Annotated in this window: 10 protein-coding genes and 1 pseudogene; 9 read left to right on the top strand and 2 right to left on the bottom strand. The window is 54.2% G+C overall.

Going from position 1 to position 12,292, the window contains the following annotated elements:
• Together clcA and erpA are read left to right on the top strand one after the other, a co-directional pair.
• Positions 1-1,398: a H(+)/Cl(-) exchange transporter ClcA gene (clcA, locus tag DZE2538_RS14620; RefSeq protein ID WP_038916660.1), complete on the top strand. Its 1,398-nt coding sequence runs from the start codon at positions 1-3 to the stop codon at positions 1,396-1,398.
• An 80-nt stretch (positions 1,399-1,478) separates the two neighbouring features.
• Positions 1,479-1,823, top strand: a complete 345-nt coding sequence (erpA, locus tag DZE2538_RS14615) for an iron-sulfur cluster insertion protein ErpA (protein ID WP_012885775.1) — start codon at positions 1,479-1,481, stop codon at positions 1,821-1,823.
• Positions 1,824-1,908: 85 nt separating this feature from the next.
• Here erpA and btuF read toward each other — a convergent pair whose 3' ends face one another.
• Both btuF and mtnN read right to left on the bottom strand, forming a co-directional pair.
• A complete protein-coding gene (gene btuF / locus DZE2538_RS14610) occupies positions 1,909-2,742 on the bottom strand; it encodes a vitamin B12 ABC transporter substrate-binding protein BtuF (RefSeq protein ID WP_028085679.1) in 834 nt (277 codons plus the stop codon).
• A 53-nt stretch (positions 2,743-2,795) separates the two neighbouring features.
• A complete protein-coding gene (gene mtnN / locus DZE2538_RS14605) occupies positions 2,796-3,497 on the bottom strand; it encodes a 5'-methylthioadenosine/S-adenosylhomocysteine nucleosidase (protein WP_019846510.1) in 702 nt (233 codons plus the stop codon).
• 182 nt (positions 3,498-3,679) lie between these two features.
• On the opposite strand from mtnN, the pseudogene dgt reads away from it, so the two are divergent.
• The 7 genes and pseudogenes from dgt to DZE2538_RS14570 all read left to right on the top strand — a co-directional run bounded on the left by dgt (position 3,680) and on the right by DZE2538_RS14570 (position 12,268).
• Positions 3,680-5,198, top strand: a pseudogene (gene dgt / locus DZE2538_RS14600) (dGTPase).
• A 163-nt stretch (positions 5,199-5,361) separates the two neighbouring features.
• Positions 5,362-6,813: a serine endoprotease DegP gene (gene degP, locus DZE2538_RS14595; protein ID WP_038916659.1), complete on the top strand. Its 1,452-nt coding sequence runs from the start codon at positions 5,362-5,364 to the stop codon at positions 6,811-6,813.
• A 203-nt stretch (positions 6,814-7,016) separates the two neighbouring features.
• Positions 7,017-8,174, top strand: a complete 1,158-nt coding sequence (locus DZE2538_RS14590; RefSeq protein ID WP_012885770.1) for a CdaR family transcriptional regulator — start codon at positions 7,017-7,019, stop codon at positions 8,172-8,174.
• A gap of 289 nt (positions 8,175-8,463) precedes the next feature.
• Entirely contained in the window at positions 8,464-9,474 is a 1,011-nt protein-coding gene (locus DZE2538_RS14585) for a sulfate ABC transporter substrate-binding protein (protein WP_026358122.1), read from the top strand.
• Between the two features lie 97 nt (positions 9,475-9,571).
• Positions 9,572-10,384 carry a sulfate ABC transporter permease subunit CysT gene (gene cysT, locus DZE2538_RS14580; protein WP_038916658.1) on the top strand — a complete coding sequence of 271 codons (813 nt, stop codon included), beginning with the start codon at positions 9,572-9,574 and terminating at the stop codon, positions 10,382-10,384.
• 17 nt (positions 10,385-10,401) lie between these two features.
• Positions 10,402-11,286: a sulfate ABC transporter permease subunit CysW gene (gene cysW, locus DZE2538_RS14575; protein ID WP_012885767.1), complete on the top strand. Its 885-nt coding sequence runs from the start codon at positions 10,402-10,404 to the stop codon at positions 11,284-11,286.
• Positions 11,276-12,268 carry a sulfate/molybdate ABC transporter ATP-binding protein gene (locus DZE2538_RS14570; RefSeq protein ID WP_012885766.1) on the top strand — a complete coding sequence of 331 codons (993 nt, stop codon included), beginning with the start codon at positions 11,276-11,278 and terminating at the stop codon, positions 12,266-12,268. The genes cysW and DZE2538_RS14570 overlap by 11 nt, the downstream gene beginning before the upstream one ends.
• Positions 12,269-12,292: the final 24 nt, after the last annotated feature.

Raw genomic sequence — 12,292 nt, 5'->3', positions numbered from 1 at the left:
ATGCTTTCTTCCTTTTCTTTGCCTGCGGCGGTACGTCGCGCTGCTATCAGACAACTTGTTCGCCGTGATAAAACCCCTGTCTACATCTTAGTGATGGCCGCGTTGACCGGTACGCTGGTTGGGTTGGTCGGCGTGGGGTTCAATCAGGCGGTTAATGCCGTGCAGCACTGGCGGTTGTCCTTGCTGTCGTCTTTGTCTGGCAGTGCCTGGGTGTGGCCGTTGAGTATCCTGATATCCGCTCTGCTGGCAGCGGCGGGTTACGGGCTGGTGCGTCGCTTTGCGCCGGAAGCTGGTGGTTCAGGTATCCCTGAAATCGAGGGGGCGCTAGAGGATTTGCGCCCGGTACGCTGGTGGCGGGTGCTGCCGGTGAAGTTCGTCGGCGGGATTGGAACGCTGGGAGCCGGTATGGTACTGGGGCGTGAAGGGCCGACGGTACAGCTGGGCGGAAATATTGGCGGTATGGTGGCGGCGTTGCTCCCGGCGCGTAAAGGGGATGTCCGGCATTCACTGCTGGCGACCGGTGCCGCAGCCGGTTTGTCCGCCGCGTTCAATGCGCCACTGGCTGGGATCTTGTTCATTATTGAAGAGATGCGCCCGCAGTTTCGCTACAACCTGATTTCCATCAAAGCGGTATTTATCGGCGTTATTATGTCCAGCATTGTCTATCGGGTGCTGGAAGGCGATCACGCGGTGATCAATGTGGGTCAACTGCCGTCCGCACCCGTGGGAACACTGGGGTTATATCTGTTGCTCGGCATTCTGTTTGGTGCTGTCGGGGTGATGTTCAATGCACTGGTGCTGGGGGCGCAGGCGCGTTTTTTACGCTTTCACGGTCATTCGCTGCCGCGATTTTTGCTCACCGGGCTGGTGGCGGGGGGAATATCCGGGTTGTTAACGCTGGCATTCAGCGATGCAACAGGCGGTGGTTTTACGCTGATCCCGGTTGCGGCAGCAGAGCACTACGGGGTAGGGATGCTGCTAGTGATTTTTCTGGCCCGGGTCGGGATGACCTTGCTCTGCTTTAGTTCCGGTGCGCCGGGGGGGATTTTTGCTCCCATGCTGTCGCTGGGTACGTTGCTGGGCGCTGCGTTTGGTATGGTATGTGCGCATATTTTCCCCGACTGGGGACTCGGGGCGGGAACCTTTGCCGTCGCGGGGATGGGGGCGTTGTTCGCATCATCGGTTCGCGCGCCGCTGACCGGTATCGTGCTGGTTCTGGAGATGACGGACAACTATCAGCTGATTTTGCCGATGATCATTACGTGCCTTGGCGCGACGTTGGTGGCACAGTTCCTTGGCGGCAAGCCGCTTTATTCGAGTATTCTGGCCCGCACGCTGGAGCGTCAGGCGCAGCAAGAAGCGCTAACCGCCGAAACCGGTGCTGGTATCAAATCTTGAACGTTGTCGGGTGCTGTTGGATAATAAAACGATAATGAGGGCTGTTAAATTCCGCCCGGTATTGATTGGGAGTAAAAAAAATGAGCGATGATGTAGCACTGCCCCTGCAGTTTACCGATGCGGCAGCGAATAAGGTGAAACTCCTGATTGCCGATGAAGAGAATCCGGAACTGAAACTTCGGGTTTACATTACTGGTGGTGGCTGCAGTGGCTTCCAGTATGGTTTCACCTTCGATGATAAGGTTAACGACGGTGATATGACCATTGAGAAACAAGGGGTCTCTCTGGTGGTCGACCCGATGAGTCTGCAATACCTGATCGGCGGCTCAGTGGATTACACCGAAGGGCTGGAAGGTTCGCGTTTTGTGGTAACGAACCCGAACGCCAAAACCACCTGTGGATGCGGTTCCTCTTTCAGTATCTGACAAGAACTCGTCTATAAGAAAAACCCGTGGCCTGACTGGCACACGGGTTTTTTTATGTCAGCACTCCAGTGGGTATGGATGGCAGTCAACCTTGTCGGGCAGCGAATTGCTGGCACAGCTGTTCTGCTGCCAACATCAGCCGTGGGCCTGTGCGGCTAAACCAGTCTTCGTTGACCGCGATGACGTCAGGGGTCAGCTGCGGTTGCCAGAAAGCTTTGACCTGCTCCACCGCAGCGGGTTGGCCGCTGATGACGACGACCTGAGGCTGCCGCCGAATCACTTGTTCGCGGCTGACCTGTGGCCAGGGAACCGGGCTGTCGGCAAATATATTGCTGCCACCGCACAGGCTGATGACCTGGCTTTGCAAGGTTGCCTGCGATGACGTAAACAGCGGTTGACTGCCAAACTGCAAAAACACCCGTACCGGCGTACGGTGGCTATACTGCTGTGCCAGTGATTGTTGTTGTTGACGAAACTGCTGCGCGGCTTCATGCGCTTGTTCCGGATGCGGGCTGTACTGCGCTAACATGTCTAACTGGCGTGGAATGTCATCGAGTGTGGCGGGGTCAAGGTACAGAATGTGGATACCGAATGATGCCAGTTGCTCTAGTGGGCGCTGGGCATTGCCTTCTCGCCATGCCAGAACCAAATCCGGCTTTAATGCCAGAATCCGCTCCAGATTGATGCCCTGCCAGTTGGCGACCTGTTCGATGTGTTCAGCCTCTGGCGGATAATTGGACCAGGCGCTGACGCCGACCAGTTGTTCGCCAAGCCCGGCGGCAAACGCCATTTCAGTAGCATGCGGTGCCAGACTAACAACACGCTGCGCTACCGGTTCAGCCCGACAGGGTAACAGCCACAACAGGGCGAACGGCCACAGGATGCGAGAATACCGTATGAGAGAATAAAAGGATGTCACGGCGCGGGTCTCGAAGATAAACGAACCGGGGCGTGTGGCCCCGGAGACGGCAATTAATGGCTTTGCGCCAGTGCCTGTAGCATGGTTTCCACCATTTTGGTTGACTGCTGAGCGGCGGTAACCAGGAACTCGTCAAAGCTGAGGTGTGATTCTTGATCGGCAACGTCAGAAATGGCTCGTACCACAACAAAAGGTACGCCAAACTGGTGGCAAACGTGGCCGATGGCCGTGGCTTCCATTTCTACCGCGATGGCCTGTGGGAACGTGTGACGGATACGTTCCAGCGGCGCTTTACCGTTGATAAAGGCATCACCGCTGACGACCAGCCCGCGTACGGCATTTAGCTGTAACTGACTGATGGCGCTTTGCGCCAGCGTAATCAGCTTTTCATCGGCAGCAAACGCGGCTGGGCAACCCGCCATCTGGCCGGGTTCGTAGCCGAACGCGGTGACGTCAGCGTCGTGATAACGCACTTCGTCGGAGACCACGATATCCCCCACCTTGAGTGACGACGCCAGGCCACCGGCAGAACCGGTATTAATCACCACATCCGGCTGGCAGTGTTCCAGCAGCAGCGTGGTGCCCAGCGCGGCGGATACTTTGCCGATACCGGATTTCAGCAAGGCTACCTCCACACCGTGCAACTGGCCGCTGTAAATTTCACAGCCCGCACGCTGGAAGGTTTGGCGGTTTTGGATCAGCTCTCTTAACAGGGTTACTTCTTGTTCCATCGCGCCGATAATGCCAACTTTCATAGGGTTCCCCACCAATTTGTCACAAGTCACAAAAGTTTAGTCTATCACGGCTTGAAGCGGGCAGCGATTGTACACCTGCCCGGGGACGTGCTATCACTGAGGTGATACCCGTACCAACGCACGCCAGTGATACGCTGCGTGTTTGCAGGCCCCTCTGAACAGGGCATTACATGGAGAACAGTATGTCTGCTATCGATTTCTCAACCAAACTCAGTTTCCAGCGGCGCTTTGGCAGGAAAAGAGACAAAAAGGATGAATATGCCATTGTGCAGGAGTTTGAGAGCGATCGCGGGCGAATCATTAACTCTGCGGCTATTCGTCGATTACAGCAAAAAACGCAGGTCTTTCCGCTGGAGCGTAATGCGGCGGTGCGTTCCCGGCTGACCCATTCCATGGAGGTGCAACAGGTCGGTCGCTATATCGCCAAAGAGATTTTCCGCCAGTTGCGTAAAAGCGGGCAACTGGATGCGCTAGGGCTGGAGCCGCTGGAAACGCCGTTCGAGAGCCTGGTGGAAATGGCGTGTCTGATGCATGACATCGGCAATCCACCGTTTGGGCATTTCGGCGAGGCGGCGATCAATAACTGGTTCCGGCAACGCTTATCACCGGGAGAAAAACCGCGAGATTCACAGCCAGATCCCTGTCTGGTGTCTTGTCTGAGATTCGATGAACAAGATAGTGCAGAACTGAACGCACTGCGTGAGCGTATCCGCCACGATCTCAGTAACTTTGAAGGCAATGCCCAGGCGATCCGGCTAGTGCATTCACTGTTGAAGCTCAATCTGACCTATGCCCAGATCGGCTGTATTTTGAAGTACACCAAACCGGCTTACTGGGCGCAGTCAACACCGCCTGCGTACAGCTACCTGATGAAAAAGGTTGGGTTTTACCTGTCGGAAGAAGCGTTCGTGCAGCAGTTACGCAGTGAACTGAATATGGCGGAGTTTCACCGTCACCCGTTGACCTACATCATGGAGGCGGCGGATGATATTTCTTACTGCATTGCCGATCTGGAAGATGCGGTAGAAAAGAAAATCATCACCTATCAGCAGCTTTATCATCGTCTGGAAGAGGCCTGGGGGAGAACGGGCGGAGAAAGACGTCTTTAGCCGCACTGTCGATTTAGCCTATGAAGAGCGGCAACACTTGCCGGGGCGTAGTGAGAGTGACCAATTTTTCATGAAGTTGCGGGTCAACACCGTGAATACGATGGTGCGTTATGCTACGCGGCGTTTTATCGACAATCTGCCAGCGATTTATGAGGGGAGTTTCAACCATTCGTTGCTGGAAGAAGAGAAGGACGACTACGGGCGATTATTAAAGATCTTTAAAGATGTCGCCAGAAAGTTCGTGTTTAATCATCATGAGGTCGAGCAACTTGAGCTACAGGGCGATCGCATCATCAGCGGTTTGCTGGAGATTTATAGCCCGCTGCTGAACATGCCGTACCGCGATTTCTGCCAGTTAGTCGCGGACGATACTCACAAGCGTTATCCCATCGAAACCCGGTTATACCACAAGCTCTCCAGCAAGCATTGTCATGCCTACCGCGAGGCGACGCGCCCGCTGGCGGCGCTATCCGATAAAGAGCAAGAGGTGTGGGAGTATTACTACCGCGCCCGGCTGATTCTCGATTACATCAGCGGGATGACCGATTTGTACGCTTACGATGAATATCGTCGCTTGATGGCGGTGGATTGACGCAGGTGGAGACGGTCGGAGTTTTGTAAATATGGACAATATTTCCTTACCCTTCACCGTCTTGCACAGAACAGGCGCTGCTGCGCATAGTGGACTCACTGCTCCTGACCGCTTGAATGGCTGTCAGAGTTCTCTCGTTGACTGAATTGTGAGACATATCGCTATGAAACAAAAATCATTGATGTTGAGCGCGTTAGCGCTGAGTCTGGCGATAGCGGTGGGGACGCTGCCAGCCACTGCTACTGCCGCTGAGTCGGTGTCATCGTCCAGCGCCCAGTTGCCGAGTCTGGCCCCCATGTTGTCGAAAGTGATGCCTTCGGTGGTGAATATTTCTGTACAAGGGCATACCACGGCCAGTCAGGGTGCCCAGGTGCCGCCGCAAATGCAGCCCTTCTTCGGTGATAATTCGCCTTTCTGTCAGGAGGGATCACCGTTCCAGTCATCGCCGATGTGTCAGGGTAGCGATGATGACGATGACGGTAGCGCAGACAATGCACCACAGCAGCAGGAGTTCCAGGCATTAGGGGCGGGTGTCATTATTAATGCAGCCAAAGGCTATGTCGTCACCAATAACCACGTGGTGGAAAACGCCGATAAAATTCAGGTTCGCCTTAACGACGGTCGTAAATACGACGCGAAAGTGATTGGTAAGGATCCACGTTCGGATGTAGCGCTGATTCAGTTGAAAGATTTCCGCAACCTGACGGAGATTAAGATGGCAGATTCTGATCAACTGCGTGTGGGGGATTATGCGGTTGCTATCGGTAACCCTTACGGTTTGGGGGAAACCGCGACATCCGGGATCATTTCCGCGTTGGGGCGCAGTGGCCTGAATATTGAAAACTATGAAGACTTTATCCAGACCGACGCGGCTATCAACCGGGGTAACTCCGGTGGCGCGCTGGTCAATCTCAATGGGGAGCTGATCGGCCTGAACACGGCTATCCTCGCACCCGGTGGCGGCAATATCGGTATCGGTTTTGCTATCCCCAGTAATATCGTGAAGAACCTGGTTAGCCAGATAGTCGAATACGGTGAAGTGAAACGCGGCGAACTGGGGATTTTAGGCACCGAACTCAACTCCGATATCGCCAAAGCCATGAAGGTGGATGCGCAGCGCGGGGCCTTCGTCAGTCAGGTGCAGCCGAACTCTGCCGCTGCCAGGGCCGGTATTAAAGCCGGGGATGTGGTCGTGTCGATGAACGGGAAAACCATCAGTAGCTTCTCTGCGCTACGCGCCCAGATTGGTTCACTGCCGGTAGGCAGCAAGCTGACGTTGGGGCTGATTCGTGACGGGAAGCCGATCTCGGTAGACGTTACGCTGCAGCAGAGCACGCAGTCGCAGGTCGAGTCCGGTAATCTGAACTCCGCGATTGAAGGGGCCGAGTTGAGTAACACGCAGGTGGACGGGCAGAAAGGCGTGAAAGTCGAGAAGGTGAAACCGAATTCCGCCGCAGCGAAGATTGGCCTGAAACCTGATGACGTGATCCTCGGTGTGAACCAGCAACCGGTCGAAAATATCGGTGAATTGCGCAAGATTATCGACAGCAAGCCGCCGGTGCTGGCGCTGAATATTCGCCGCGGTGGCAGTGACCTGTATTTGTTGATTCAATAATCTGTTGATTCATTAATGTTTTAATTCAATAGCCTGACCAGAAACATGACCGGGTGATCGCCGCCCGGTCATGTTTTTTTCGCTTTTTTTGTGAGTTATTCCACAGTTCCTGTGTGATCCCCCAGTTTTTGTTCATTTGCACAATGTCTGACGCTATATCCGGCGTTATGCTGGTGCGGTTGTCTCTATCCCTTGAGGTTGATATGGCGTCATACCACCTGAATGACAAACTGGCACAGGAGATTGTCGCACGCACCATGAAAATCATTGATAGTAATATCAATGTGATGGATGCGCGTGGGCGAATTATTGGCAGCGGTGATCGCGAGCGTATTGGGGAATTGCATGAAGGTGCGCTATTGGTGCTGTCGCAAGGTCGCGTGGTGGATATTGATGATGCGGTAGCGCGTCATTTGCATGGCGTCCGGCCCGGTATCAACCTGCCGCTGAAAATCGACGGTGAAATCGTCGGTGTGATTGGTCTGACGGGCAACCCTGGCCAGTTACGCCACTACGGTGAACTGGTGTGCATGACGGCCGAGATGATGCTGGAACAGGCGCGATTGCTGCACATGCTGGCGCAGGACAGCCGCTTACGGGAAGAATTGGTATTAAACCTGATTCGTACGGATGACCTCTCGCCTGCGTTGATGGAGTGGGCGCAACGTCTCGGCATCGATCTAAATCAGCCGCGTGTAGCGGCCGTGGTTGAGGTGGACAGCGGTCAGTTAGGGGTAGACAGTGCCATGGCGGAGTTGCAGCAATTGCAGACACTGCTGACGACGCCGGAGCGCAACAATCTGATCGCGATAGTCTCCCTGACGGAAATGGTGGTGCTGAAACCTGCGCTCAACAACCATGGTCGCTGGGATGCTGAAGATCATCGACGTCGCGTCGATACGCTGTTGTCGCGTATGGAAGAAAGCAGCCGGTTACGGGTACGGGTGGCGTTGGGTAACTATTTTACTGGCCCCGGCAGTATTGCCCGTTCCTATCGAACTGCCCGCACCACCATGAGTGTCGGCAAGCAACGCATGCCGACCCAGCGCAGTTACTTCTATCAGGATCTGATGTTGCCGGTGTTACTTGATAGCCTGCGTGGCGGTTGGCAGGCCAACGAACTGGTTCGGCCGTTGGCCAGACTCAAGGCGATGGACAGCAATGGTTTACTGCGCCGCACGCTGAACGCCTGGTTTCGCAACAACGTACAGCCGGGGGCAACGGCCAAGGCGTTATTTGTACACCGCAATACGTTGGAGTACCGCCTCAATCGGATATCTGAGCTGACCGGGTTGGATTTGGGCAACTTTGACGATCGGCTATTGTTGTATATTGCGCTGCAACTGGATGAAGAGCAGTAAGCCAGATTTCATCCACTGACGATGACCGGCAGCAGGCCATAGGCCTGCTGCTCACCTTAGATTCAAAAGCGCTGTTAAGCCCTCAATAATATAACCCGAGAGCATAAATTATCTCGAAACAGTATTTTTTCCCCTCCGCCTTATCCTCTATTGTCCCTCTCATAGATAACACTGGCCGCTGTGGTGCGGTCTGGCCGTTGTGCCGGTAGCAGGATAACCGTCAACGGGTCTCTGGGCTTTTTTGATCGCTCGCGCAAGCAACGGGCAGACTTTGAGGGGAATCATCATAATGTCAATGCGTCGTTTGGGATGGTCGCTGGCTACTGCCGCGTTGTTATTGTCGGGGGTAGCGTCGGCTGCTACGGAATTGTTGAATGTGTCTTATGACCCGACCCGTGAGTTTTATCAGCAATATAACGCCGCATTTATCAAACACTGGAAAGAAACTACCGGTGAAACGATTACCGTGAAAAATTCCCACGGCGGTTCTGGTAAGCAGGCTCGTTCGGTGATTGATGGCTTGCAGGCGGATGTTGTGACGCTGGCGCTGGCTGGTGACATTGATGCGCTCAATCTGAATCAGCCGTTGATTGACCCGAAATGGCAGGCGCGTTTGCCGGATAACAGCACGCCTTATACTTCCACCATCGTCTTTCTGGTGCGTAAAGGTAACCCGAAACATATCAAAGACTGGGATGACCTGATTAAGCCGGATGTGCAGGTGATCACACCGAACCCGAAAACCTCTGGTGGCGCACGCTGGAATTTTCTGGCTGCCTGGGCCTATGCCAAACACTTGCCGGGTGGCACCGATGAAAGCGCGCAAAAATTCGTGACCGAACTCTATAAGCATGCGCCGGTGCTGGATACCGGTGCGCGTGGCGCGACCATCAGCTTTGTGCAGCGCCAGTTGGGTGATGTGCTGATTGCCTGGGAAAACGAGGCGTATTTGTCGCTTAAAGAGCAGGGTGGCGACCAACTGGAAATCGTCACGCCGTCCTTGTCTATTCTGGCGGAGCCGCCGGTGGCGGTAGTCGATAAAGTGGTCGATCGCAAAGGAACGCGCAAACAGGCAGAAGCCTACCTGAACTACCTCTACAGCGACGAAGGGCAACGTATCATCGCGCAGAATTTTTACCGCCCACGCAATGCGAAAATTGCCGAGGAGTTTACGTCCCAGTTTGCACCCGTGAAGCTGGTGACGATCGACGATGAATTTGGCGGCTGGAAAAATGCGCAGCCCAAGTTCTTCGATGATGGGGGCGTGTTCGACGCTATCTTCAAACAGATTAATAAATAAACGGTATGTTAACCGTCGAAACCGCCTCCGCTGGGGCGGTTTTGCCATGTTGGTTGTCTGAGTCGGCAATTCGTGTTTTTTCATTGAAAGGCTTGTTATGTCGCGACGTATTTCACCGGTAATTCCCGGTTTTGGTCTGACGCTGGGCTTTAGCCTTACCTATCTGGGGCTGCTTGTCCTGATTCCGTTGGCTGCCATGTTTTTGTATGCCAGTCAGTTGACACTTATCCAGTTTTGGGAGCTTATCACCAGCCGTCAGGTTCTTTTTTCGCTGCGCTTATCCTTCGGTTCTGCGCTGATAGCGGCCTTCGTCAACGGTATTCTGGGAACGCTGCTGGCCTGGGTACTGGTGCGTTATACCTTTCCTGGCCGGAAAATCATCGACGCGATGATTGATATGCCGTTTGCCTTGCCCACTGCTGTCGCCGGGATTGCACTGACGTCGCTGTATGCGCCGCATGGTCTTATCGGTTCGCTATTTCCGTTTCGCATTGCTTATACCGGGATTGGTATTACGCTGGCGCTTATCTTCGTCACCTTGCCATTTGTGGTGCGCACCTTACAGCCGGTATTGGCGGATATCCCCAAAGAAGTGGAAGAAGCCTCTGCCTGCCTGGGCGCAAACCCGTGGCAGACCTTCCGCCATGTTCTGCTACCAGCCATTTTACCGGCCTGGCTGACCGGTTTTGCGCTGGCATTCGCTCGGGGTGTGGGGGAGTACGGATCGGTGGTGTTTATTGCCGGGAATATTCCGTTTAAGACAGAAATTCTGCCGTTATTGATCGTCTCTAAACTGGACCAGTACGACTACAAAGGCGCGACCGGTATCGGCGTGTTCATGCTGGTGGTCTCTTTTATCATGCTGTTGCTGATTAACCTGTTGCAGCGACGCATTCAACCCACGCTATAGACGTATAAAGGATGAGCATGGATCACAGTATTTCTGCACCTGTGGCGGAGCGCCCGTCCACCGCTAAGCGTCCGACGACGTTTTATGTGCTGACGACGTTGGCCTGGTTGGTATTTGTTCTGATTCTGGTCTTGCCATTGGTGATGGTGATTACGCAAGGGCTGCATAACGGTATCAGCGCGTTCTGGAATGCGATTACCGAGCCGGATGCGGTCTCGGCGCTCAAGCTGACCCTGCTGGCGACGGTGATTTCAGTACCGCTGAACATGGTTTTTGGCCTGGCCATCGCCTGGTGTGTGACGAAGTTTGCGTTCCGGGGGAAAGCGCTGCTGCTGGCGTTGCTGGATTTGCCCTTTTCAGTGTCGCCGGTCGTGACTGGCCTGATGTATGTGTTGCTGTTTGGTGCACAGAGCAAGCTATATCCATTCCTGACGGAGCATAATCTGGAAATTGTGTATGCCGTTCCCGGCATCGTACTGGCAACGATGTTCGTCACCCTGCCGTATGTGGCGCGTGAATTGATCCCACTGATGGAGCAGCAGGGGAGTCAGGAAGAGGAAGCGGCCAGACTGCTGGGTGCCAATGGCTGGCAGATGTTTTGGCATATCACGTTGCCGAATGTGAAATGGGCGCTGATTTACGGTGTGGTGCTGTGTACTGCCCGAGCCATGGGGGAATTTGGTGCGGTTTCCGTGGTATCAGGCCATATTCGCGGTCTGACCAACACCTTGCCGTTGCATATCGAGATTCTTTATAACGAGTACAACATTGTTGCTGCATTCAGCGTGGCGATATTGCTACTGGCGATGTCGCTGGTAGTGCTGTTGCTGCGTCAGTGGAGTGAAGCGCATTTGTCGAAACAACAAGAGAAACAACAGGAGCTGGCCGGTAATGAGCATTGAAGTTCACAACGTTAACAAGCAGTTCGGTCAGTTCCGGGCCCTCAATCAGATCAATTTGTCGATTCAGAGTGGCGAGCTGGTGGCGCTATTGGGGCCATCGGGCTGCGGTAAAACTACGTTACTGCGCATTATTGCCGGTCTGGAAACGCCGGACAGCGGCAATATTGTGTTCCACGGTGAAGACGTATCGGGGCACGATGTGCGTGACCGTAATGTCGGTTTCGTCTTCCAGCATTACGCGCTGTTTCGTCATATGACGGTGTTCGACAATGTGGCGTTTGGCTTGCGCATGAAACCGAAGGCGATACGGCCGTCAAAGCGTGATATCGATGCTAAAGTCCGCGAACTGCTCAATATGGTCCAACTCGAGTGGCTGGCGGATCGCTACCCGGAACAGCTATCCGGCGGTCAGCGTCAGCGCATTGCTCTGGCCCGTGCGTTGATTGTGGAGCCGCGCATTTTGCTGTTGGATGAACCATTCGGGGCGCTCGATGCAAAAGTGCGTAAGGAACTGCGCCGTTGGTTATCGCGCCTGCATGAAGATATCAACCTGACATCGGTATTTGTGACCCATGATCAGGAAGAAGCGATGGAAGTGGCTGACCGCATCGTACTGATGAACAAAGGCGTGATTGAGCAGATTGGCACCCCTGATGAGGTGTATAACCGTCCGGCTACCGAGTTTGTTTATAATTTTCTCGGGGATAGCAACCGGTTGAAACTTGCAGGTCATGACAAGGTGATTCAGTTCCGCCCGCATGAAGTGGCACTGTCAAAACAGACGCAGGCTGATTTCCAGCCGGTGGTGGTGAAGGATATTCGCCCACTGGGAGCGTTGACGCGTCTGGTTCTGAAGGTCGATGGCAACAATGAACTGATTGAAGCGGAAGTGGCGCATGATGACGCAGTGTTGACCGACTTACACCGTGGCGATGTCGTACAGTTCAAGCCGAAGCGTTATAACTATGACTGGGAAATTTGAGTATAAAAAAAACGCCCGTCAGGG

It is taken from the genome of Dickeya zeae NCPPB 2538 (assembly GCF_000406165.1).
GTDB lineage: Bacteria > Pseudomonadota > Gammaproteobacteria > Enterobacterales > Enterobacteriaceae > Dickeya > Dickeya zeae.
Note: the sequence above shows the minus strand (reverse complement) of the source record. Positions and strands in the feature narration are given on the sequence as shown.

Bases quoted from the DNA above. Each gene is read 5' to 3' on its own strand.
- clcA (WP_038916660.1), top strand. From the start codon at position 1: ATGCTTTCTTCCTTTTCTTTGCCTGCGGCGGTACGTCGCGCTGCTATC.
- erpA (WP_012885775.1), top strand. From the start codon at position 1,479: ATGAGCGATGATGTAGCACTGCCCCTGCAGTTTACCGATGCGGCAGCG.
- mtnN (WP_019846510.1), bottom strand. From the start codon at position 3,497: ATGAAAGTTGGCATTATCGGCGCGATGGAACAAGAAGTAACCCTGTTA.
- degP (WP_038916659.1), top strand. From the start codon at position 5,362: ATGAAACAAAAATCATTGATGTTGAGCGCGTTAGCGCTGAGTCTGGCG.
- DZE2538_RS14590 (WP_012885770.1), top strand. From the start codon at position 7,017: ATGGCGTCATACCACCTGAATGACAAACTGGCACAGGAGATTGTCGCA.
- DZE2538_RS14585 (WP_026358122.1), top strand. From the start codon at position 8,464: ATGTCAATGCGTCGTTTGGGATGGTCGCTGGCTACTGCCGCGTTGTTA.
- cysT (WP_038916658.1), top strand. From the start codon at position 9,572: ATGTCGCGACGTATTTCACCGGTAATTCCCGGTTTTGGTCTGACGCTG.
- cysW (WP_012885767.1), top strand. From the start codon at position 10,402: ATGGATCACAGTATTTCTGCACCTGTGGCGGAGCGCCCGTCCACCGCT.
- DZE2538_RS14570 (WP_012885766.1), top strand. From the start codon at position 11,276: ATGAGCATTGAAGTTCACAACGTTAACAAGCAGTTCGGTCAGTTCCGG.